Origin of the sequence: Sporosarcina sp. ACRSM, assembly GCF_022346545.1 — a bacterium.
Lineage (GTDB): Bacteria > Bacillota > Bacilli > Bacillales_A > Planococcaceae > Sporosarcina.
On sequence record NZ_JAKRNU010000009.1, the window covers coordinates 176,031 to 200,259 of the forward strand.

The window sequence follows — 24,229 nt, forward strand, 5'->3', positions numbered from 1 at the left end:
ACGCTTAAAAAACTCTTAAAGAAATGAAAAGAAAAACCAGCCGCTTCACATTAAAGTGAACACGACTGGTTTTTTCCTATTATGATTGTACTTCTCTTTTTCTTCTAAATAATAACCACGCACCTAAAGCGATCGCTCCCAATCCGCCCGCCATGGAACCAATCGGGTATGCCTCACCCGTTTGTGGTAATTTGTTTTCAGCTTTGTCACCAGAGCCTAGTGTTCCCGGCTTTCCTTCTCCGGTTCCGGTTGCTTCAGCACCTGGCAAACCTGGTACGGATACGCTTGGTGTTTCTGCACCTGGCGTGCCTGGGTCAGTTATGCTCGTTCCTGGTGATTCCGCTCCCGGTGTGCCCGGCTCAGTTGTACCCGTTCCCGGTGTTTCTGTTCCTGGTTCGTCCGGATCAATTGTGCCTGGACCCGGCGTTTCCGATCCTGATTCGCCTGGCTCAGATGTTTTAGGATCCTCTGATTCTTCTGTTTCTCCTGGATTATCCGGTTCACTTGGTTCTTCCGGCTTTGTTGGAGGCGTTCCGCCTCCTCCTCCGCCACCGCCGCCACCAGATGACCTTGGCTTCACGATGGCTGAGCAAGTATCGCTCACTGTGAATTCACCTAGCAAGCTACCGTCCACATACACCTTGTATGCACCCGATGTGAGTAAACCGATCGTAATTTGACCATTTTGATCCGTCACAAATGACTCTTCGCCTTCATAGGAAATGATATGATCCGACGAATCTTTGATAGTGACTGAAACACCTACTTGCGGACTACTATTTCGGTTTTGAATCGTAAGTGTGAACGCTGTACATACCTGTTGACTTGGCGCCAAATCCAATTCCGCTTGGCACTTGCCTTCTTCATAAGACACTGCCACAGTTCCAACTACACTGCCATCTTTGTCAAACGCTGTATACGTACCTGCCGGAAGATCGGCTTTTTCAAAGATAATTTTGCCGTCCACATCTGTCGTACCCGTTGCGATCGTGTTACCAGCTTGATCTTTCAACGTAACTTCCGTATTTTCTTCCACAAGTTCACCCGATTGTTTCACCGTGATTGTGAAAGCATCACAAATTTTCGGAGCAAGATCGATTTCCGTTTGACACTCACCTTCTGTGTAAGAAACGGTGATCGTGCCTATCGCTTGATCCACTTCGTCATGCACGATGTACGTGCCTGCTGGTAGATCAGCTTTATCAAAGATAATCTTGCCGTTCGCATCAGTTGTACCCGTTGCGATTGTGCTGCCAGCTTGATCTTTCAATGTGACTTCTGTGTTTTCTTCCACAAGTTCGCCCGATTGTTTCACCGTGAGGGTGAAAGCATCACATGTTTTCGTTGCTAGATCAATAGGCGCTTGACATTCGCCCTCTGTGTAAGAAACGGTGATCGTGCCAACTGCTTGATCTTCTTTGTCATACACAGTGTACGTGCCTTCTGGTAGATCGGCTTTATCGAAGACAATCTTGCCGTCCGCATCTGTCGTACCTGTTGCAATCGGATTGCCCCCTTGATCTTTCAGCGTAACTTCCGTGCCTGCTCCCACAACTTCACCCGATTGTTTCACTGTGATTGTGAAAGCATCACATGTTTTCGGCGCTAGATCAATTTCTGCTTGACATTCGCCTTCTGTGTACGACACTGTCACAGAACCGACTTCGTTTCCGTCTTTATCGAGCACAGTGTATGTGCCTTCCTGCAGGTTGTCTTTCGCGAAAACAATTTTTCCATTTGCATTCGTCTTGCCCGGTACTTCCGTCGCACCCGACTTCAGCGTAAGCTCAACATCCGGCCCCGCTTCAACACCTTCTTGTTTCACCGTTACGGTGAATGCATCACAGGTTGGGGTTGGGGCAGGTGGAATGATAGGTCTCGGTCTTACTTCCGCTTCACAGTCGTCTTTTACAGTGAAGGAATTGATGTAATGATTCCCTTCATAGACGCGGTAAGTACCCCGTTCAATTTTATTAGGAATTTTCACTACACCATCCGTATCTGTCGTTAGCACAGTATTACCATTCTCACCCTCTATATCATTACCATTGGCATCCTTCACAGTAATATCTACACCATTACGCGGATTGCCGCCTCTGTCTAGTAGAGTTAACTTGAAGTCTTCGCAGTATGGTGCACCTTGTACTGAGGCCCCACAGTTATCATTTAGGTAACTTATTTTGATCTCATCAATTAAGAAATTACCATCGTAAACATCATATGTGCCTGCTGGTAGAAAATCGTCTGGTTCAAGCTTGATTTGACCATTACTATCTGTTGTCACCGTTGTAATAATTTCACCAGTTGTTTGATCTCTTACTGTCACTTCAATATTTGGACGAGGTGTAGTACCATTTCCGTCCCAAACAGTGATTGTAAAGAAATCGCATTTTGGTGCTGGTTGTACTTCACCTTGACAATCTTCATATTGAACAAGGACTTCATCTAATTTAACTTCATCATTATTTGAATCAATTTCAAACACATCGTATATTCCAGCTGGTAAATTAACGCGTGGCACTGAAATCTGACCGCTTGAATCTGACCTGCTTGTAGCTGTTACTTCTTCACCTGTACCTTTTTTTACAAATTTAATTTGGACATTTTCACGCGTGTTACCATCTACGTCTCTCACAGTTATTGTAAAATCCGAACATGTACCGTCCATATCAATATCTTCAATATTCTCAACAACAAAAAATTTGTTTCCATTTACGTTGAAGTTTATTGAGTTGCCCATTGTGATTTCAAGTCCACTTGTCGGTAGTGAGATATAATTATTAGGAGTACCACTTTCTTTTAACAGATACTTCCCATAACGAATTTCATCAAACGTAAGTCTACCACCGTTTGCTGTTGTAGCTTCATTTACTTTTATAGTACCTGTCTTATTCCATAGTTCGAACGTGATACCATCTAAGTCCGTTGATACACCTGTTAAAGGATTCAAACCAACTTTGTGAAGCTCGATTTTCCCTTTCACAGAAGAAATCGTACCACTTGAATCATTAAAATTAAATTCTTCGTCTTTTACTTCCGCCTCATCTTTTACTCCTGTCGTATTTCCGGAATAGTTAATCGACGCTTCGTTTGAGAACAAGTCCCCGTCTCCACCTAAGAAAAACGTTTTGTATTCGATTTGATACCCTTTTTGATTTAAGTTACCCAAATCTAATGTAAAACTGTTATCTGCACTATTTATCGTTGGTATAGCAGTTATCCAAGCCCCATAGCTAAGATTACCGTCTTCGTCCATTATAATTTCACGCATTTGGAACGTGTCTGGTAAAATAAGCTGGTTCTCTGTCATTTTATCAGTTAGTGTAATCTCGCCCAATGCCGAATGCGATTTATTGATATTTACTGTCCACGTAATCGTCTCGTCATCTGGATTAGTTTCTGCACGCTTACCAATTAGCTCATTTGCATGCTTCACAGTTGTAGAGGCTTTCAATGGGAACCTTCCGCTATTAGGTGTAGTAAATGTGGCTGTATTTTCATAACTATTGCCATTTTCATATCCGATGATATCGTCTGAATCTTTCGTTTGGTATGTGATAATGTACGCTTGATGATTTTGTTCCACTGATAAGCCATCAAAGCTGATTGAAAATCCTTTGTTATCAACATTTTCTGTTACAGTGTGTCCTGTTGTTAATTCAGCACCTGGCGTACCTTGTTGATCATCCACACCTAAATTCAATTGCTGTATTTTAATTGATCCTGGTACGAGCTCATGTCCTTCCTCAATTACATCAACGAGTTGAGCATTTTTAATGTCTTGTTTGTTAATGTTAACAGCTAAATTCCAGTTGAACACTTGGTTTTCGTGATCAAATTTGCCATTTTTGTATCCGTTCTTACCTGTTGGAGTGTTTCCTGGTTTATAATCTTCCGATTTTGTTATAGTGTAAGATTTTCCATCATCAACACCCGTCCAACTCCCTACTGCTGTGTTCTTATATTCTTCGTAAGGTGAACCATTTGGTAAAATATCGAACGTCGTTTTATATCTGATAGTGAAGTTTTGACCTTGTCTTAAGTTACCAAATTTTAGTGTAAATCCTGCATCTCCATTCGTACCTTTAAGCGTTGTTTCAATAGGAGTGACTCCGCTTGTGATATTAAATGGATTATTATCATGATTCACTAATTTCTGGCGAGTTCCACCTTCAGTATATGATGTGAAATCATCTTCAATCACAAAGTCATCCATAGACTTCTCAACATTTACACTAATTGTCCACGTAATTTCTTTTGTATCATAGTTGACTGAAGGCATTGATTTACTAAAAATGTTTTCTTCAGCCCAAAAATCATCGCTAGCAGTATTATCATCATACGAGGCTTCGTTACTTATAGTTGCGTCTTCGGTGACAAATTCAGAATCTAATTCTGTTTCATATTCAATCAAATATGCTTCGCCATTTGGTGATGGTAAGCTAACCGTAAACGATTTACTATCGGCTGCTGGTGTTATTTGTGGGTTTGAGACTTCTGACCCTTTTGTCCCTTCACCAGCTGCATTTACAGATACGTTATACACTTTAATCGTACCCGCTTTGATCTTATGTGGCCCTGTTACCGTATCTGTTAATATTTGTGAAGCCATTATACTACCGAAATAGTTGTACTTTATTTCCCATTTTGCATTGTATTTATTATCATCGGTAACTACTTTATCAAGTTTTGTTCCATATGTGTGAGTAGCGGAAGCAGAAGCAGAATCTGCATTCGGACCATTCGTCAATGTTGCAAGGTTCGTAAATGTTTCTGTTTCATTAATTGGGGCGCGCGTCACTTTTGTTTCATACGTTAGTTTGTACGCATAACGTCCATCGTCTAAGTTTACTGGAAATCCATCCGCTGACGATGTACCTTGAGAAGCTCCGACACCAAATAATCCTACAATAAATTTCTCAACTGTAATGCTTCCTTCAAGCTCATGACCGTCGCTTAGTGTATCGTCCAACTCCGCATCTTGTAGGTTTGCCCCTTCACGGTTCGTCCACACTTCCCAATTAATATAGCGCTCACCGTTTTTTATATTTGCTACACCTGATTTAGACATCGATTGTTCTGTATTCGTCGGTTTAAATATGAATGGAATTTTAATAGAATCTTTACCTACAATTGGAATATTTAATTCTTGCTCCAAACCACCATTAGTTCCATCCTCACTAAAATGAGCAACGAAGTGTAATGTACCGGTAAATGCCTCAGCCTCATTTAATCGTTCTGTTGTTGTGATAGTGACGGTGCTTCCAACAGTTGTATATTCTGCTGAAAAACCTGTTTCTGGATCTGATAATGTTCCACTTAGTTTCCCACTATCAAAATTCAGCAATGCCTGTGGCAGTTCGAATGAGAATGTCGAACCGACCTCATAATCTTTATCCGCAGTGATTGAAAATGTATAATTCAAGTCCACTTTGTCACCAATTATAGTTGTTACATTTGCCGCATCTGCTGCATTTGTTATTGTAACGCCATTAACGATTAAGTTAGCAAAATCGAACGTTGCATTTAACACAGCAACCTCATAAGCGGCTGGGGATATATCCTTTTTTACATTTGCACCTTCCCCTGGCGATGAAACTTCACCTTCCCCTGGCGGTGAAACTTCACCTTCCCCTGGCGGTGAAACTTCACCTTCTCCTGGCGATGGAACTTCACCTTCTCCTGACGGTGGAACTTCACCTTCTCCTGGCGATGGAACTTCACCTTCTCCTGACGGTGGAACTTCACCTTCTCCTGGCGATGGAACTTCACCTTCTCCTGGCGGTGGAACTTCACCTTCTCCTGGCGGTGAAACTTCACCTTCTTCTGGCGGTGAAACTTCACCTTCTCCTAGTGGTGGAATTTCACTCGCACTCACCGTCGCAATCGGCCCCAATATCGTCTGACCAATGATCAGCAACATTAGGACAAATATGCTTAATTTCTTCATGCTCTCCCCCCTCGTTTATCATCTTTCCTGCATGTCATGTTAAAGGCTTTTCATACTGTCATACCTACTCTCCTTTTCATTCATCATATTTATTTATATAAATTTATATAAATATCAAGGTACAAGTGCCGCTTGCACAATGAGTCGATGAGGCGGATTACGTGAGCCGATTGGTGTGCATGTGACGAGTGTGAGTAGTGGCTCGTCTTGGTCGTTTAAGACGGATACTTCCGATTGGTGGACGACAAAGGTGTCGACTACGGCAAATTTAAGTGTGCCATCTGATGTTGTCACTTGGATTTCATCGTTGACAGTTAATTCGTCTAGACGATTAAATTGTTTGCCATGGGTGATTGCACGATGTCCGGCTAGTCCAATATTATTTACACCGAATTCTTTTTGCGGTTCAACCATCCCAATTCCCTTGCTCAGCGTTTCGGTAGATGTGCCGTCGAAGATCAGCATATCCAAGTCAATCTTATCGATGGAGATTAAACCACGTGCCCCTTTTAGTTGGTCAGACTTGTCCCCGTTTGCCTGTTCAAAATCTGCCTCAGCCTGTTCAGCTTCCATGGATGCTTGCTCCAATTGTTCCGTATTGCCCAGTTGTGCAAAACTATCCAATAACTGTTGCTGTTCGCGATCATATTGCATGTTTTCATACAGTGGATACAAAATAATGGCGATTCCGATAAGGATAAAGAACAGACCCATGATTTTCCGCAATCCCATTTCTCCTTTTCTACTATAAGCTTACTGATTTATCATATAATTTTGCTCTTACAAAACGCTTAAATAAATATTGGAAGGATTTCCTCTTTTTTCACACTAATAAAAGAAGACTAGACAGATCCAGTCCCCTTAAACACAAGCTGAAGTTGCACACATAACCTTATGATGGGTAATACGTAAGTATGAATCACCGGATTGAGCATGCCTCTATATTTGAAATTAGGCAAATGTTTTTAAAGAAAAAAGAACCAAGCTCCAAAACAATCCACAATTGTTTCGGTACTTGGTTCTCAGAAATGTTTATCCCCAGATTTCCTTTGCAGTTTCAACTACAAGCCGTAATTTATTCCACTGGTCTTGTTCCGAAATTGTATTTCCTTCCTCCGTTGAGGCAAATCCACATTGTGGACTGATGCACAGTTGATCGATCGGGACATATTGCGTCGCTTCTTTTACCCGCCTTTTCAGTTCGGCTGGATCTTCGAGCTCCGCTGTCTTTGATGTGACCAAGCCTAAGATGACTTGCTGTTTTTGAATGAATCGCAATGGTGAGAAGTCGCCCGCACGTTCATCGTCAAACTCCAAAAAGAATCCGTCCACATTGACACGGGAAAATAACTCTTCCGCAATTGGCTCGTAGTTTCCTTGATAAAGCCAAGATGATTTGAAATTCCCGCGGCAAATATGAATCGTGATGGCCATATCTTCCGGCTTATTCGCTACGGCTTCAACCGTAATATCTGCGAATTTTTTCACCAACTCATCGGGATCAAACCCTTTTGCTATGATCTTTTCTCTGAAATCATCGCTGAATAGTGCGCCCCAACTCGTGTCATCCAGTTGCAAATATCGACAACCCGCTTCATAAAACGCTTGAATCGCATCTCGATACACTTGAACAATAGCTTGTGCCACTTCGTCCAGCGACGAATAAGCGGGCTTATCCAAATACGGCTGACTGTTAACGACTCCCGAGTAAAAGATCATATTCGGCCCCGGTATCGTCAACTTGGCGATATGTTCCCCCGCTATGCTTTTCAGATACTTGAAATCTTCCAAAAATGGATGATCCGCTGGGAACCCTAATTTAGAATCCACTGTATACAGTGTTGCTTTTTTCATCGTGCCATTGAATAGCCCGGTTGCGTCAATATCGTAAACCCGAATTCCTTCTAATGCCTGTATGAAATCCAAATGCCACCACTTACGGCGGAACTCCCCATCCGACACCGCTATCAGTCCAACTTCCTTCTGCTTTTCTACCAGCTTCGCAATTTCCACATCTTCAATTGCACGTAGCTCTTCTTTCGTCAACTGCCCTTCCAAAAATTGCGCCCGCGCCTCTTTTAGTCGCTGTGGACGCAAAAAACTACCTACATGATCCGCTCGAAACGGTGCTTTTGTTAAAGTAATCTGCTTCATGGTCCTTCTTCCCTTCGGTTATCAATAGTTATAATTGTTATTTTATGCTATCACACATAACCGTTTCACGGACCTATTTTTCTGAATAAATATAAAACAACCAGGTAATCAAACAATACTATCCTGTTTGATTACCTGGTATTATTCACACTCATACCAACCGATACACTTTCACCGGCCTGCCCCTTGAATAACGCAATTCTTCTCCGACACATTCCACTATACTTACTTTACATAAGTCAGAGACGATGCGTTGGGCGTTGCGATCGCTCATTTTCAAGTGAATGGCTAAATCTTTCGTTGTGAAGGTGGTCCAATCCATTTTACGGATTAAAGATTCAAGCCGTTTGAACGTTTTGATGCTGATGTTTCCTTCATCCAGTTTTGCTAAAAATGCTTTGTCGTCTGTCCGGTAGGCGTAGGTGAGTTCTTCTTCCTTTCCGACGGCATCGATCATCGTGCCATCCTCTTGTACGATGATAATTTCATGCTGCTCTTTCCCTTTCGATTCTCGAATGGCCCGGTAAGCATTCGTCTCGGCCGTAAAGACCGTCTGTCCGAATCCGATGCCGACTGCAACAGCCGAACCCGCTTCCAAGGAAAGATAATTCACCTTATCTTTCAACGCACCAATTTCCTGCTCGACGGCTCCCCTTGTGCTAAAGATGGCATAGCGACCATTTCCTTGTTCGAAGAGCGAGCCATCCAAACGTTCACAAAGTTGAATAAGCGTCTTCTTCAAATCAAGTTCCAAGTAGTCCAATCGATACGATTCTTTCATTTTTTCTTTGATGGCGTCGTACGCTAAAATCTCCATAATCACCACGCTAATCTGTGCATCTTTATAATAGGAAGTTTTTATTTTCTCAAAGAACATCCGAATCGTATGTATAATTTCATGGCGGGTCGGTGATAGCCAGAATGCTGGAATCCCTGCCTTTTGCAATTCAACATAGACCGTCGGATAACAAGTGAGGGCCGCCTCGATGTTGCCCTGTCTCCACAAATCATAGTGGAAATCAAATAACTCCTCTGCTTGGATGTCCACATCGAAGGTTTTCAAATACATTTTCTGCAATGGTTGTTCCAACTGTGCTAAATCTTTCGCACAGAAATAGGAATCGATCATATCCACACTAATCCGTTCCAACAGTTGACCATGTGCTGCTGAAAGTTCCACAATCCCTTTATAAATGCTTAATTCACTGGAATCAATATAAACGAAGTTTTCATTGGTCCCTACTGCATTCACTGCAATTTTATAAGGAATAAACCCTGAAAAAAGCCAAAAATCGACCGGTGTCTCCGGGTTTATTACAAACTCTTTCACTTCGGCCGTTTTGCTATAAACATAAGGGACGAATTCCAACTCTTTCTCAATTTCCCTTGCCAATGTCAAAATCCTATCCACTGATTGACGCGGACCGACAACCGCAATTTTATACATGACGGCTCCCTACTTTCTGCATACATCTGTTAACTAATTTTAACGATAAGCCTCCGTGATATCTAGTCCTGCTTCCATCAAAAAAGAGGCTGAATCGCTTCAGCCTCTTTTAAAGTAACCTTATTTCACCGTTTCTGGAATCAATGATTCATAGGTTTTCCCATCCAAACGCTCCTGCAACTCGGCTTTCGCCTGTTCAATCAGCGTCGGATTTTCCATTAATTGAATGGCAGTGGAAGCAATCACTTTTCCGGCATGCAGCATCCCTTTATGCGCAATCGGGGTGGCTCCTTGTGAAACGACTTGCCATGTATGAAGCGGAGTGCCAATCGCGAAACAAGCAGTCAGGCATTGCATCGTCGGAACGACCCAGCTGACATCCCCGACATCAGAAGAACCGGACAATACAGCCTCTGCCCGGGAATGAGGCGGGATCAAGTCTGCAATGACTCGTTCTTTCAATTGCTTCACCGTTTCCCGATCCCGACCCGCATATGCATTGTTCACATCCGCCTCAGATAACGTAGCACGGATTTCTCTGGCAAATTTCAATTCCTTTTCATCGTAAGTAGGAAGCTCGACTTTCTCCAGATTGTCATACATCACATCTGCCAGCACAGAATTCGGAATCAAATCGGAAGCCGTCCCTTCAAATTCAACATCAAACGTCGTCCCGGTCATCAACGCCGCTCCGCGTGCAATGTCATAAACTCGCTCGTAAAGCGACTTCACATCCTCTTTCTCTAATGCCCGAATCAAGTAGACGACTTCCGCATTCGCTTGAACGACATTCGGCGAACTGCCGCCTGTATCCGTCACCGCATAATGGATCCGTGCATCTGGCACCATATGCTCCCTTAAATAGTTGACGCCGACATTCATCAGTTCCACCGCATCTAGCGCACTTCTTCCTAAATGAGGTGCGGCCGCAGCATGGGCGCTCTTCCCTTTAAACTTGAAACGAGCGGAATAATTGGCCAGCATCCGCGCATTCATTAGCCCCGGTACATCCCATGGATGCCATGACAGCGCGATATCCGCATCATCAAACAGCCCTGCCCGTGTCATGAAGGCTTTTCCCGATCCAGCTTCTTCAGCCGGACAACCATACAGACGAACCGTCCCTTTCAATTGATTTGATTTCATATATTCTTTGACGGCGACAGCTGCTGCAAATGCACCTGTCCCCAACAAATTATGACCGCAACCGTGTCCATTTCCGCCCTCGACGACTGGCTCGGAATGGGTCAATCCTTGTTTCTGACTCAGACCCGCCAATGCATCAAACTCACCAAGAATTGCAATGACCGGTTTTCCTAATCCATAACTTCCGACAAAAGCCGTTTCCAGCCCTGCGACACCTCGTTCAACTTGGAACCCTTCCTCTTCCAAAGCCCCGCTCAAATAGGCGGATGATTGATGTTCTTCAAAAAACAACTCCGGAACGTTCCAAATTTGATCGCTTAACGCGATGAACTTTTCCCGTTTCTGTTCAATCAGTTTCGAAACCGTTTGCTGTATGTCCATCATTCATTCCTCCTTCAGTTCACCCATTCGCTTGTAGCAACTCACCTTTTTTAAAGTTCAATGTCAGTAGGGATGCCGTACAGATGATACCGAAAACGATCAACATCCAAAACGCGGCATTATACGATCCATTGAACGTCTGCACAATATAACCGATTGCCAGTGGCGTGATAAAGCCCGCTAATTGACCGCCCGTATTGGCAATCCCCATGCTTGTCCCTGTAACCGTGGATGGAAGCCTTTTCAAAATGACTGCCGGTAACAGCAACATGACAAATGAAATAAAGAGAATGACGATTGTCTGATACGTAACGAAAACCGTTACATTCGGCGCGTTGAACATGAGATATAACAAAATACTGACAACCACACAAGCGACTGCTCCTACTATTTTTTCCTTACCGAGTGGAAGTCTGTCAATCACATACCCCGCTAAATACATCCCAACAATCATCGCTAAGCCCGGTATCGTTTGCGCCCAGCCGAGTGAAATTAAATCGAGTCCTCTTACATTGACAAGATAAGTCGGCAACCATGTCGCCAAGCCCCAGTTAATGGCATAAATACTATAGTAAGCGATAAACAGATTCAACATGAGCGGAGTTTTTAACAATTGCGCAAAAACCCCTTGTTGTTTCTCGCCTTGCTGTTTCAGTTCCTCTTCTTTTACATGTGCAGGCAGCTTGATGAATGCCCAGTAGAGAATCGTAATCACAATCCCGATACCACCCAGTATGAGGAAAGACACACGCCAGCCGATCGTAGTCAACATATAAGCAGAAAGAAGCGGCACGATCAGCGACACAATCCCTCCGGATGACAGCATGATGGACATCGCCCATGCCCGTTTATCCATTGGAAACGTTTGCGAAATCAATTTTGAACTCGAAGGTTGGAACCCACCTTCCCCGATCCCAAACAGAAAACGGATAGCAACCATCGAAGCCAATGACCAAACCGCCCCAGTCATCGCAGTAAAGATCGACCACATCAAAACGGAAACCATCAGCACCCGTCTGGAACCGAATTTATCCGCCAACCAACCGCCAGGAATTTGCATCAGCGCATACCCTGCAAAGAAACTACTCAAAATCAGTCCCGTACTCGTTGGACTTAATTGTAAATCTTCCGTGATGGACAAAACGGCATAATTGATAAAATACCGGTCAAAGTTCCCAATCGCCCAACCGAGAAAAAGTAAAAACAAAATCAGATTTCTATGTTTCGCAGAAACCATAAAAGCCCCCCCTTTTTATTATGTAATACTCACAACCTCATTTACCGCATAATTAACGAAACCTTCGTTATGTAGAATACTATAAATAATTGTTAAACATAACGCAATACATTTTTTTCGGCACGACAAGTTCGCAACTTACTTTGGAACGTTGTATTCTTTATCCGAAATGTCGTTTATTTTCTTGAATATTTATCGTTCTTCATCGGTAGTATCCCCCTTTTCCTCGACAAAAAACGACTGGCAGGAATTTTATCCGTTCAGTCGTTTTTTCGGAAAGTACCAGTTCGGATGAAGTTGGACGTTGTTGACTTTCGTACGTAATATTGTCTATTTCTCCAACAAAAAACGACTGACAGGACTTTTTCCTGTTCAGTCGTTTTCTTCTTCACCTTAGGATTACCCTGCTATCACTTTACAGACGTAGCGGCAAGAGATTGCGGGCGCGCACCTTTTAAGGGATTCGTCTTCTCGAATGCATAAGCAACATTCAAAACGAGATCTTCCCGGAAGGCCGACCCCATAATTTGCATTCCGGCTGGCATGCCATTGACCAATCCACATGGAATCGATAAGGCTGGTAAACCGGTCAAGTTACCAGGACCTGTGAATCGGATAATATTTTCAATCAAATCAACTTCTTTTCCGTTAATGTTCACCAAGTCCTCCCCAATATTCGGGACGATCAATGGCAATGTCGGAGAAATGAGCACGTCCACTTTCTCAAACGCTTGTTGGAATTCAAGTTTGATTTTCCTTCTGATCTGCTGCGCCTGCAAATAATCGACAGCTGATGGGATTTCCCCCAGTTCAAAGAGATAGCGGATGTCATCTCCGAAATCATGAGGACGTTCCTGTAAATTTTTATGGTGAATCGTGCTGGCTTCCGATAAGGAAGTGATCAACTCCGCGTATTCAGCATATTGCAATGAAGGAATCGACACGACTTCCACCTTGGCCCCTTGGTCAACCAATGCTTGAATACCTGCGCGGACCAGTTTGTCCACTTCCGAATCGACGTTTTTGAAGAAGTAATCCTCATTGACACCGATGACAAGATCTTTGACATTGCCCGTCAATTTTTCCGTATACTTCACACTCGGAACATTGGCGGAAGTCGGATCTTTGCGATCAAATCCAGCAAGCGCTTCCAACATTGCTGCCGCATCTGTCACCGTCTTCGTCATCGGACCGATATGATCCAATGACCAGGCAAGCGGCCAGCAACCATATTTACTGACGAGACCATGTGTCGGTTTTAACCCAACAATTCCACAAGCCGAAGAAGGAATCCGGATGGAACCCGCCGTATCCGTTCCCAGCGTCCCGATACTCATATTGGCCGCAATGGCGACGCCTGAACCGCCGCTCGATCCGCCCGGAATCTTCTCCAAATCCCACGGGTTACGCGCCGGACCAAAGTGCGGATTATTATTCGTGATTCCCCAAGCATACTCATGCATATTAAGCTTTCCAGTAAAGACAACGCCCGAATCACGTAATTTCTCAATGACCGTTGCATCATGATCTGACACAAAGTCACCGTGGATTTTCGATGCCATCGTCGTCACTTCATCTTTGAAATAAATATTATCCTTTATGCCCATCGGAATGCCGTGAAGCTTGCCGCGGTAATTCCCCTCCGCAATTTCACGTTCCGCTTGCTTTGCAGCTTTTTTCGCACTTTCATGCGTAATGGCAATATAGGCGTTGTTTTGCTCATTGAGCGTGTCCACCTGTTCCAAAACAGCATCTGTCAACTCGACCGGAGAAACTTCTTGTTTCTCGATGAGCGGCGCCAATTCTTCAATTGCAAGAGAGATCAATTCTTTACTCAAGATGATCACCTCCTGCAGTATTGCATAATGAGATGTCATAGCTCTCTAATGGTAGATCCTTTATTTGTTCTTTCAGCTTTGCAATCGCATTCCAACGAGACTCCACTACTTTGAAGTCCTCTTCCGGTATTTTTAGATCTTTTGCAGCAAATAATTCCCGAATTGACACCGTCATTAATAATCCACCCCAATTAGTTTTTTATTACAACTTTTACATTCGGTACAAAATCGTTCGCAAAAATTAGGACAAATACCTGCTAATGAACAACTAAATGATCGACTAGAAAGCTATCACCACCAAAATAATATCGATAGTCTTCACACAACAAATCTAGTGTACTATAAATCATTATAATTATCAAATTATTCTAAATTTAATTTCAAACAAGCACTTTTCAATAACAAGTGTAAACCATTCACATTTGGACACACTAAAAAATCAAGCTGGGCATAACGAAAGGAGAGATGAATAATGACGAAGAAGAAGCCTCCGCACGTGCAATTAACGGATAAAAACAACGGAATGTCTTCGACTCAAGAAGTACTTTATCAGGAAGAATATAAAAAAGCAGATAAAGCTGCAAAAAAAGGGAAATAAAGGCTAAGCTTTTTCAAAAAGTGCCCGGTACTCTTACCATTCCCATGAGTACCGGGCACCTCAATTAAATTTTACTCAATTCATCTAAAAAAGCAGGTTTTCGTTTATAGACATCTCTTAGCTCCTTCACGAGCTCCTCACGAAGGTTTTTCCCGGCCACTTTCTCAAAGCGCTGAATGATTCGGCATACGTCTTGATATCTTCGGCGATCCGATGCAGCATGTGCTGCCATTTTGATATATTTCGCGTAAATTTGCTGAATCTCATCTTTAAATGACCCTACTAATTCACTCGTATACTGTTCGACAGGTTTCGGATTTTCACGTACAAGCTCCATCATCTCAGCGATGTCATTCTCTTCCTCAATGAGTCTTTTGAATAGATCTTTTGCTCTCCATCCCGTTTCCTTTTGTAGCTCTTGCTTTAAGTGTGCATAAAATTGCGCATGATTTTCGGCAAGCTCCTTGAGTTCTGCGTAATATTCGAAATCGCCATTCAGGAACAATTCTTTCGCTAAGGTTTGCTGCTCATCTTTCAGCGTAAGTTCTTTATATGCGGCGTATCTAAATTGCTTCCATTTCGAAACCAACCCAGCAAATCCCTTATCCTGTTTTTCTCCAGCTAACGCCAACTGGATGACTTGCTCGTAGTTTTTCCCTGCCATGTTTTGTTGGATCAACCACTCTCGGAAAGACGTATAATGAAGATATTTATGAATAAATCTTTCGGCTTCCTCTTTATTACCGTATCGCTGGATCATTTCAAATAAAATTTGCAACAATTCTTCATTGACATAACGACGATGATGTTCAGCATCTTTTTCATCAATCATCGATTCAATTTTTTGGTTCAGTATTTCTCGATACTCTTTTTGATCCGCAAATTGAGTACAGATTCTGAACAACGCAATCCGATAGTCTTCCCACCCATCAAAAATTGGATGATCACATTGTTTGAGCAGTTTTTCCAATAAGCTCCCGCTCTGTTCAGGCTTCAAAGTAACAGCTTCTATAACCGTCTCTTCTATCGCTTCAAGTGTTTCTTCCACTAAAAAGCCGATATCCCCATTAGAATCATCCGCATATTGAAAAGCACTGATCGTTTCCTCTAACAATAAGAAAGCAAGATCAAGCGCCACACTTGCATTTGCACAGTTCTCGATTTGTGTTAAACATTCTCCCAGTTCCCTTGTAAAACGTCCGGTTTCCCGATAGGAAATAAACCGTTCACCTGCCGTATATTTATTGACAACAGATCGAATCCACCTTTTGGAATTTGCTAATGCTTGTCCTGTCTCGCCCTTCGAATATTTCAATAGGAGACGACTTTTCAAGATCGCATCATTTCCTGCAAACTCCATAATTATTTCGACTAATTCTTCTTTCGATAAGCCTTCGAGCACATCCCGCAGTTCTGGTTGCTTTTCTCGACCATTCATGGAGATGCGTTCGCCCGATTCTTCATGCAATATTTTGAACAATTCGTAGAAAACCGCTGCCTCATGCTTACAAACTGGCCCATAGTCATAAGGACAGTCACAATCAGACCAGATGATTTCACCATTTGTATCCATTTTTACAACAACGACATAGTCATCGCTTCCTATCACTTGGAAAACATATTCATGCTCACCTTGGAGGACCGCTTCCCCTACATGCCCATCTGCATAGTAGTCATAGCCTCTCTCCAAGATTTTTTCGCTGATATGCTCCTCGAAGTTCTCGATGTTCATTTTGGGTCCGTCGCTCCTTGAAAATCGCTATTTTCTCTCTTCGGTATTTTGTAAATACTTTTCTACCAGCAGCTCAGCCTCTTTCACACCTTGCTTTGTTAGATAAACTGACTTGGATCGTGTACTTCCTCTTAACAAATCCTCCTCCGTTAACTGATTCAAAATATCAAACGGATAGCCCTTCCAGCTTCTTCTCATTTCTTCCGGTAACTCTTGCTCTTTCCACGAAGTCAAATAGAGCAATAACAATGTGAGCTCTTTAATTTTTTCTTCCATGTTTAACCCACCTTTTCATGAACGAACAATGTGTTCTATTACGGTACTTTTATAACGTACGGATAATCCGTTCCACCGCTACCGGATCTAATGAAGTAGCCTCTGCAATTTGGTCAACTGTTAACGATAACTTGAACAGTCGCTTGACAGTTTCTTCTTTTTCTAACAGTTTGCCTTGCTCTAATCCTTGTTCTAATCCTTGCTCTAATCCTTGTTCAAGACCTCTTTCATGCCCCTTTTTCTCAGCCATATGCTTCACATCATCTAATTTCGCCTCTTCATCGAGGATATATTTCAATCGTGATTGGTAAGCTAAAAATTCTTCTGGAGATTGACTGATTTCTTGCCAAACTGTGAACGCATCCTGTAGTTGTTCGTCCCTCATCGCAAGTTCCTCCAATTCCTGATTGGCAACTTTTATTCATCGGCCGACTTATTCAACTCCCTGATAATCCGTTCTACTTCTATTGGTTCTAATGAGGTTGCCTCTGCAATTTGGTCAACTGTTAACGATAACTTGAACAGTCGCTTGACAGTTTCTTCTTTTTCTAACAGTTTGCCTTGCTCTAATCCTTGCTCTAATCCTTGTTCAAGACCTCTTTCATGTCCCTTTTTCTCAGCCATATGCTTCACATCATCTAATTTCGCCTCTTCATCGAGGATATATTTCAATCGTGATTGGTAAGCTAAAAATTCTTCTGGGGATTGACTGATTTCTTGCCAAACTGTGAACGCATCCTGTAGTTGTTCGTCCCTCATCGCAAGTTCCTCCAATTCCTGATAGATTTCTTCATACACCTTCTTTTTCCTTGCGTCGACCATGCCAAGCAATAACAGCCACCTTGCCAAGATATCATTCCAGGGATCCAACTTCTTTTCATGCCATTGTTTAATAAATTTATTCATCTCTATGAAATGAATCTCAAGCACATCATCCATCCTGAACTTATCTTCCTTTTCATACAGATGAAAGGTATTATGAAAAGTCTCCGTTTGATTGAACAATTGAAAATTACAAATATTAATGGTGATTGTTGGCAATAGCTTATTGTAGCCCATACCTTTTTGCAACTGCGAATGATACATTCGTGACCAATAAAACAGTGTGCGCTTTACCATATCATATTGATTGGTTAATTGAATTTCTACATTGATCCATTCATCCGCTTGTGTTTTAACTAAAATATCCAATCGTGATTGCTTATCGTCCTCATATTCTCCACCGACCTCTTGGCTGGCAAACGCAATTTCTTTAATGGCGTGACGACCTGTTCGTTTCAGAATTGCATTTAAAAAGACGACTGTAATCTTTTTGTTTTTCTCGTTACCAAACAATTGTTTAAAAGCATAATCGACTTTCAAATCCACAAACTTCTCTAATGGAATTCGCCTTAGCGCTCGTTCACTCATTAAACGCCACCTCCAAGCACAGCTTTAGTAATTGTATTATAACACGATATATTTAACCTTTTCGAATCTCCGCCTGTTCGCCTGAACAAACAGGAAATCCCCTCAAGTCTCAAAGAACCTAAGGGGATATTGTAGAATTCAAATGCTATCGATTGTTAATTAAGTTGAATCCGTTGCATAGACTTTCACGAGTTCAGAATAATCTCTTTCGAGAAGTGTTGTATAGATTTTGCGGTGGTTTTTTCCTGAACGAGGGCGTTATTACTTCGTGAGGTGTGTTGTGTTCTTCTACGAAAACGTTACATACTTCACACAGAAGTTCACTCCGGATATTCAATCTTATCAAAACTAATTGTAAAAAAACTTGCTATTCATTCTGATTTGTGCAATTATTATAACAAGTAGTTCAATAAAACGCCTATCGAATAGCTATAAAAAAGCGAACCTTTTTTACACAGAGCTATTTGAATTGTTGGCTACATCTTTCTAGCAGAAGTTTATTTTTGCTGGATAGGTGTAGCCTTTTTGCGTAGGTAGAAAGAGGAGGCTAACAATGAAAGTCTATGATTCTGTAGCAGATGCACTTGCTTGTGTCCAAAGTGATCAGACAATTATGGTTGGTGGATTTGGTCTGATTGGCGCACCTTTAACGCTGATTGACGGTCTGATTGAACAAGATGCTAATGGATTGACGATTATTAGCAATAATCTTGGTGAAAAAGGGGAAGGTCTTGGTCTTCTGTTGCAACAAAAAAAGGTGCGTAAGGCGATTGGCTCCTATTTTACGAGTAATCGGGATGTCGGTGATGCTTATCAAGCGGGTGAATTAGAAATCCAGCTTCTTCCACAAGGAACGTTGGCAGAATCCATTCGTGCGGGTGGCGCCGGCATTGGCGGCTATTATACGAAAACCGCGGTCGGAACCGATTTGGCGAAAGGGAAAGAAACGAAAATGATTAACGGGATTGAATATGTGTTTGAAGAGGCGCTTCGTGCAGATGTTGCCTTAATTCGCGCACATAAAGCCGATACGTTAGGAAATGTCGTTTACTATAAAACAGCGCGGAACTTCAATCCCTTAATGGCAACTGCTGCCGACCATGTCATTGTTGAGGTGGATGAAATTGTCGAAGTTGGACAACTGTCAGCAGAAGAAATTGTAACACCGCACCTATTCGTAGACGGCCTTGTGGTTGCAAAAAAAGTGTTAACGAAAGGAGGCATTGTCAATCATGACAAACAACGGGAATATACAAACGTTAATCGCTGAACGGGCAGCTAAGGAGTTAACAGAGCGTAGCATCGTCAATTTAGGCATCGGGATTCCGACACTTGTCGCCAAATATATTGACAGTGATCTCGTTCAATTCCATACAGAAAATGGACTTCTCGGGGTAACGGATATCGATGAGGAACACATTGATCCCAACCTTGTCAATGCAGGCAAGTTACCAGTAGGCCAGGCGATGGGCGCGTCCTTTTTTAACAGTGCTGACTCATTCGGAATGATCCGCGGCGGTCATGTCGATGTGGCCATTCTAGGTGTGTTGCAAGTCGATGCGCAAGGTAGAATCGCAAACTGGGCAGTGCCGGGGAAAAATATTATCGGTGTTGGCGGGGCAATGGATTTATTAGTCGGGGCCAAAAAAGTCATTGTCACCACGACGCATACTTCTAAAGACGGCAAAAGTAAATTGTTGCAAGAATGCACTTATCCGATCACTTCAACAAGAAGTGTAGACATCATCATCACGGAGCTTGCTGTGTTTCACGTTAAAAATAAAACCTTACATTTAGTCGAATTAATGCCTGGCGTCACGTTGGAACAAGTGACCCAACATACAGAGGCAACATTTGTAAACGATCTGGAAGGGAGTTTTGTAAGTTGAGAGAAGTGGTGATCGTCGAAAGTGTTCGAACAGCGATCGGAAAATTAGGCGGCACGCTTGGAAATGAAACCGTAGATAAATTGGCTGCAAAAGTGATGCAAGAAGTCATCGCACGTGCTGCCATCGATCCAGCAATCGTGGATGAAGTCATCATTGGGCAAGCTAAACAAAGTGCAGATACATCAAATCTTGCCCGCTTAGCCTCTTTACAAGCAGGCATTCCCATTGAAGTACCTGGCTATACTGTGCACCGCCAATGCGGATCCGGTGTCCAAGCCATCAATTCGGCCGCGCAGCAAATCCAGCTCGGCTTAAGCGATATCATTCTTGCAGGTGGAGCCGAATCGATGAGTACTGCCCCCTACTATTTACGAAACGCCCGTTTCGGCTACCAGTCAGGAAATGGACTGTTACTAGACCCGAATACAGAAAGTCAACCCGGTTCCCAGCCGGCGGAATATGGGATTACAACGATGGGCATGACGGCGGAAAATCTAGCGGAAAAATATAAGATTTCGAGACAAGAACAAGACGAGTTCGCACATCGCAGTCAAGAAAAGACGGCTCATGCAATTCAAAATGGCTATTTTGAACGGCAGATCGTCCCTTATGACATCAAGCAGCGAAAAGAAACAGTCGAATTTAAAATCGATGAACATCCTCGCCTATCAAACGTTGACAGACTCGGTTCGTTGAAAGCGGTGTTTAAACAGGACGGGACAGTGACTGCCGGAAATAGTAGCGGCCGAAACGATGGCGCGGCAGCTTTACTCGTCATGGAGAAGGAAACAGCAGAACGGCTTGGTTTGAAACCGAAAGTGAAAATCATTGCGCAGGCAGCTGCCGGGGTAGATCCACGCATTATGGGAATCGGGCCTGTTCCTTCTACGATCAAGGCACTAAAGCAAGCGAACTTATCCATTGATGATATCGACATCATCGAGTTAAACGAAGCCTTCGCCGCACAATCCATCGCGGTGATAAAAGAGCTCGGTTTAGATGAAGCAAAAGTGAATCCAAACGGCGGTGCTATTGCAATGGGACACCCGATCGGCGCAACAGGCGCGATCCTATTCACCAAACTGATCCATGAACTGGAACGAACAGGCAAACGATACGGCTTAGTGACCCTGTGCATTGCCGGCGGATTAGGAATTACTACCATTGTTGAGAATTTACAGTAATCAATTACGCCTCGGCGTAATTGCGTCCAGATTTTGAATTGCGCTTGCGCAATCAACTCCTTTCAAAATCTGTGACATCCGCCGGAGGCTTGGGCCAACAGGATGTTGGTCACTCAGGCGTTGCCGCAGGACGCGGCGACCTTAGCCTGAGTTCCTCTAATCAGCGGGGAGTTTGGACTCCCTCTGATTGAAATGCTTTCTGACATTCATCTCGTTACTTTTGGAAGTGGGTGACTTCCGCTGAATCAAGTTAAAAACAAGACACCAGTTTTATTTGGTGTCTTGCACATTATTTATTTTTTCAAGATATCTTTTTTGAGCAGATTTTAAAGCAACAATGACGGAACCGGTAGAAGGTGCAAAATAGTGGGATTCAATACGCTTGATCAACATTTCAATATCAGATGTGAAATCGAAACCGACAATCATCCGCTTGAAATAATCTTGCGCAAGCTTCGTAATGAAAGTGAATTCAGCATCAATCACTTCATGTGTTTGTATATCCACTTCTAAGACAATACCAGCATGTTTGTATGTTTCATACATAGACGTACCTTGTGGTGCTTTTGCATATGCGGTCACTAAAACACTTGTTAAGTTTTGCATCCATATACCTCCAACAATTATGTACTGTGAGATTGCCTCTCTAGTATAACAAAACTGAATAGGGATTTCGGTTTATAATATACCGTAAATTCATTTTATTCATAACAAAATATAAAAATACAAGGTCTCCAATATACCATAATTGATTTGGGAACCTTGTATTTTATTATGACACTTATTATCCTTCCATTGTCTCATACACCTTTTTAAAGGTTGAAACAAACTCCCGTCTAAACTCTTCTACATCGGCATCTAGACAGACAAATACATGTCCATTCTCGGTATAGTGAGTCACTGTACAACCTGAGGCTTCCCCTTCTGTCACAACATTCACCGTAGCTCTCTTCCCTTTAAAAATCTCGGGACGGGTCAAATAGAAGATCGTGCATAAGTCGTGTATGGTAAAGTGATTTTGGGTGGAAGTGGTGCTATCGTAATCACTTAACAATCGACTCACCATATCCCCCACTTTTCCATAGCCCTCGATTTCCCGGACATTTTCAGTCGTGATGCTTGTTAAACGTGTAATGTCCAATCCACACATGGTAATTTTTATTTGCTCATCAAAGACAATCTTGGCCGCATGAGGATCCACGAATATATTAAACTCAGCTACCGGCGTTCGATTGCCTCCTTGGGCAGCGCCCCCCATTAAAACGATCTCTTTAATATTGCTTTTTGTTTCCGGGTACATTTTTATTAACAGGGCAATATTGGTAAGCGGTCCGATTGGTACAAGCGTTACCGGCTCATTAGAATGGAGTATCACATCTCTCATTTCTTCAACTGCATGTCGATTGGAAAGATTTGCAATGCCTGCCTTTTCTTCAAATTGATAACCACCTACTCCACTTTCACCGTGAACAGCAGATGCAGTGACTAACTTATTCAATAAAGGTTCATCGGCCCCTTTGGCAACCGGCGTATCCTTTCCTAAAAAGTTCACCAAGTTGACGGCATTTCTCGTCGTATTTTCAATTCCAACATTCCCGCCAACCGTCGTGATCAGCTTTACATCCAGCTCTTCCGCAAATAATCCTGCGGTGATAGCAATAACGTCATCAATTCCCGGATCTGTATCGATAATAATAGGTGTTTTCATATGTGTACACTCCCATACTTTAGTCAATTTCTATTGTACGATAAGGTTTATCGACTTTCTTTTATTTCATTATAAAGGAGCGAAAATTAATTTCAAAAGTTGTCCACTTTTCGACCCCTCCCTTCTATATAGAGGGTAAAGGGGGAATTTCAAATGACACATTATTTGCAGGAATATGCTCGCTTTGCCACAATCGCGGAAATGGATGCGGCAGCTGAACAGCATGTCACTTTCCACTGGGATGCCATGACGAAAACGGATCGCCGGGTGCTGGATGTTATCCGCCGCTATTCGGTGAAATACGGGGCGGCCCATTTGAAACATGAAACAATTGAAGAAACCATCGGAAAATCAAATGCGACGGTCCGACGTGCCATCCGGAAACTCATCAAGCTTCGCATCATCGAAAAAGTCCATTACATCCGTCCTGTCATGAGCGGGCTCGGCGCCAACATTTACATCATTTTGCCCTTCGATGACCAGGGGAAAATGAACAGACGGGATGATGCCGACAAACCGCATGACAATAAGGTACACGAGCCAGTTTCCAAAAACGAAGCCTTACTTTCTAAATCTATAAATTCTAAAGATCTAGTAAAGACGTCTCCACAGGAACCGTCAAATTTATCCACAAGTCTATTCAGTCGCATGAAAGACCTGCTGACTAGAACAATCGGAGACACAAAATTGGCCCGCGAATTCTATGGCATTCACCGTGCTATCTCGGGAAAAATGTTAAAGTTTGAGATTTATCAAGATGACAAGAAAGTCTTTGAAGACCTTGCCTATCGTGCTCTCATGATCACTGTGATGGCTACTAAAAAGAAAGCCATCCGCAACTTACCGGGGTATTTCAAAGGCGTATTGGATCAATTGGTCGAAGAGACGTATTTCTCGGATATGTTCAAGTGCTTTGACGTACCAGTGGAGGGGTTTTATTATCCTGAAGGAAATTTTTAATGGGGATTGGCTTATTCCTTGGATGCCGAGATTGCTGACTTTGAGCGCGTGGAACAAGGTTTGAGCGAAAGCGGCAACGCTTTGAGCCCGCGGAACAAAGTATGAGCGCTGGCGGCGACGCTTTGAGCTCGCGAAACAAAGTTTGAGCGCTGGCGGTGACGCTTTGAGCTCGCGAAACAAAGTTTGAGCGCTGGCGGCGACGCTTTGAGCTCGCGAAACAAAGTTTGAGCGCTGGCGGCGACGCTTTGAGCTCGCGAAACAAAGTTTGAGCGCTGGCGGCGACGCTTTGAGCTCGCGAAACAAAGTTTGAGCGCTGGCG

General features: G+C 42.9%; 20 protein-coding genes. 5 read left to right on the plus strand and 15 right to left on the minus strand.

All coding sequences use genetic code 11. The annotated features are described in order from the left end of the window. Positions 1-79 precede the first annotated feature (79 nt). From MHZ95_RS15135 to MHZ95_RS15170, 8 genes are all read right to left on the minus strand, one after another. Positions 80-5,950 carry a collagen binding domain-containing protein gene (locus tag MHZ95_RS15135; protein ID WP_239391623.1) on the minus strand — a complete coding sequence of 1,957 codons (5,871 nt, stop codon included), beginning with the start codon at positions 5,948-5,950 and terminating at the stop codon, positions 80-82. A 114-nt stretch (positions 5,951-6,064) separates the two neighbouring features. After that, complete coding sequence (locus tag MHZ95_RS15140; protein ID WP_239391624.1) at positions 6,065-6,676, minus strand: class D sortase; 612 nt, start codon at positions 6,674-6,676, stop codon at positions 6,065-6,067. Positions 6,677-6,982: 306 nt separating this feature from the next. Next, the gene (locus MHZ95_RS15145; protein WP_239391625.1) at positions 6,983-8,104 is read right to left on the minus strand and encodes a 5-methyltetrahydropteroyltriglutamate--homocysteine S-methyltransferase; all 1,122 of its coding nucleotides are present in this window, start codon (positions 8,102-8,104) and stop codon (positions 6,983-6,985) included. A 151-nt stretch (positions 8,105-8,255) separates the two neighbouring features. Continuing rightward, positions 8,256-9,551, minus strand: coding sequence for a hypothetical protein (locus MHZ95_RS15150; RefSeq protein ID WP_239391626.1), 1,296 nt, complete (start codon positions 9,549-9,551; stop codon positions 8,256-8,258). Between the two features lie 120 nt (positions 9,552-9,671). Continuing rightward, on the minus strand, positions 9,672-11,078 hold the full coding sequence (locus MHZ95_RS15155) for a M20 family metallopeptidase (RefSeq protein WP_239391627.1): 1,407 nt from the start codon (positions 11,076-11,078) through the stop codon (positions 9,672-9,674). 19 nt (positions 11,079-11,097) lie between these two features. Next, positions 11,098-12,315: an MFS transporter gene (locus tag MHZ95_RS15160; RefSeq protein ID WP_239391628.1), complete on the minus strand. Its 1,218-nt coding sequence runs from the start codon at positions 12,313-12,315 to the stop codon at positions 11,098-11,100. 410 nt (positions 12,316-12,725) lie between these two features. Further along, positions 12,726-14,153: an amidase gene (locus MHZ95_RS15165; protein ID WP_239391629.1), complete on the minus strand. Its 1,428-nt coding sequence runs from the start codon at positions 14,151-14,153 to the stop codon at positions 12,726-12,728. Continuing rightward, positions 14,146-14,328, minus strand: coding sequence for a hypothetical protein (locus tag MHZ95_RS15170; RefSeq protein ID WP_239391630.1), 183 nt, complete (start codon positions 14,326-14,328; stop codon positions 14,146-14,148). The genes MHZ95_RS15165 and MHZ95_RS15170 overlap by 8 nt, the downstream gene beginning before the upstream one ends. A 297-nt stretch (positions 14,329-14,625) precedes the next feature. Here MHZ95_RS15170 and MHZ95_RS15175 point away from each other — a divergent pair, with 297 nt between their 5' ends. Beyond that, positions 14,626-14,751, plus strand: coding sequence for a YfhE family protein (locus MHZ95_RS15175; protein WP_239391631.1), 126 nt, complete (start codon positions 14,626-14,628; stop codon positions 14,749-14,751). 64 nt (positions 14,752-14,815) lie between these two features. On the opposite strand, the gene MHZ95_RS15180 is transcribed toward MHZ95_RS15175, so the two are convergent. The 4 genes from MHZ95_RS15180 to MHZ95_RS15195 are packed head-to-tail and all read right to left on the minus strand — an operon-like array spanning position 14,816 to position 18,169. After that, the gene (locus tag MHZ95_RS15180) at positions 14,816-16,483 is read right to left on the minus strand and encodes an SWIM zinc finger family protein (RefSeq protein WP_239391632.1); all 1,668 of its coding nucleotides are present in this window, start codon (positions 16,481-16,483) and stop codon (positions 14,816-14,818) included. Positions 16,484-16,510: 27 nt separating this feature from the next. Next, on the minus strand, positions 16,511-16,759 hold the full coding sequence (locus MHZ95_RS15185) for a DUF6429 family protein (protein ID WP_239391633.1): 249 nt from the start codon (positions 16,757-16,759) through the stop codon (positions 16,511-16,513). Between the two features lie 49 nt (positions 16,760-16,808). After that, a complete protein-coding gene (locus MHZ95_RS15190; protein ID WP_239391634.1) occupies positions 16,809-17,144 on the minus strand; it encodes a hypothetical protein in 336 nt (111 codons plus the stop codon). Positions 17,145-17,176: 32 nt separating this feature from the next. Beyond that, positions 17,177-18,169, minus strand: coding sequence for an Rpn family recombination-promoting nuclease/putative transposase (locus tag MHZ95_RS15195; protein WP_239391635.1), 993 nt, complete (start codon positions 18,167-18,169; stop codon positions 17,177-17,179). 553 nt (positions 18,170-18,722) lie between these two features. Between MHZ95_RS15195 and MHZ95_RS15200 the strand changes: the two genes are divergently transcribed. Genes MHZ95_RS15200 through MHZ95_RS15210 form a run of 3 tightly spaced genes read left to right on the plus strand, consistent with a single transcriptional unit; the run spans position 18,723 to position 21,242 of the window. Then, the gene (locus tag MHZ95_RS15200) at positions 18,723-19,439 is read left to right on the plus strand and encodes a CoA transferase subunit A (RefSeq protein WP_239391636.1); all 717 of its coding nucleotides are present in this window, start codon (positions 18,723-18,725) and stop codon (positions 19,437-19,439) included. After that, positions 19,402-20,058 (plus strand): 3-oxoacid CoA-transferase subunit B, encoded by a 657-nt coding sequence (locus MHZ95_RS15205; RefSeq protein ID WP_239391637.1) that lies wholly within the window; start codon positions 19,402-19,404, stop codon positions 20,056-20,058. The genes MHZ95_RS15200 and MHZ95_RS15205 overlap by 38 nt, the downstream gene beginning before the upstream one ends. Beyond that, positions 20,055-21,242: a thiolase family protein gene (locus MHZ95_RS15210; RefSeq protein WP_239391638.1), complete on the plus strand. Its 1,188-nt coding sequence runs from the start codon at positions 20,055-20,057 to the stop codon at positions 21,240-21,242. The genes MHZ95_RS15205 and MHZ95_RS15210 overlap by 4 nt, the downstream gene beginning before the upstream one ends. Before the next feature lie 270 nt (positions 21,243-21,512). Here MHZ95_RS15210 and MHZ95_RS15215 read toward each other — a convergent pair whose 3' ends face one another. Together MHZ95_RS15215 and MHZ95_RS15220 are read right to left on the minus strand one after the other, a co-directional pair. Next, positions 21,513-21,848 (minus strand): DUF3870 domain-containing protein, encoded by a 336-nt coding sequence (locus MHZ95_RS15215; protein ID WP_239391639.1) that lies wholly within the window; start codon positions 21,846-21,848, stop codon positions 21,513-21,515. Between the two features lie 178 nt (positions 21,849-22,026). After that, a complete protein-coding gene (locus MHZ95_RS15220; protein ID WP_239391640.1) occupies positions 22,027-22,950 on the minus strand; it encodes a nucleoside hydrolase in 924 nt (307 codons plus the stop codon). A 153-nt stretch (positions 22,951-23,103) separates the two neighbouring features. Between MHZ95_RS15220 and MHZ95_RS15225 the strand changes: the two genes are divergently transcribed. Beyond that, positions 23,104-23,910: a helix-turn-helix domain-containing protein gene (locus MHZ95_RS15225; protein ID WP_239391641.1), complete on the plus strand. Its 807-nt coding sequence runs from the start codon at positions 23,104-23,106 to the stop codon at positions 23,908-23,910. An 11-nt stretch (positions 23,911-23,921) separates the two neighbouring features. On the opposite strand, the gene MHZ95_RS15230 is transcribed toward MHZ95_RS15225, so the two are convergent. Then, the coding region (locus MHZ95_RS15230; RefSeq protein WP_239391642.1) for a hypothetical protein at positions 23,922-24,229 on the minus strand (308 nt) is incomplete at its 5' end.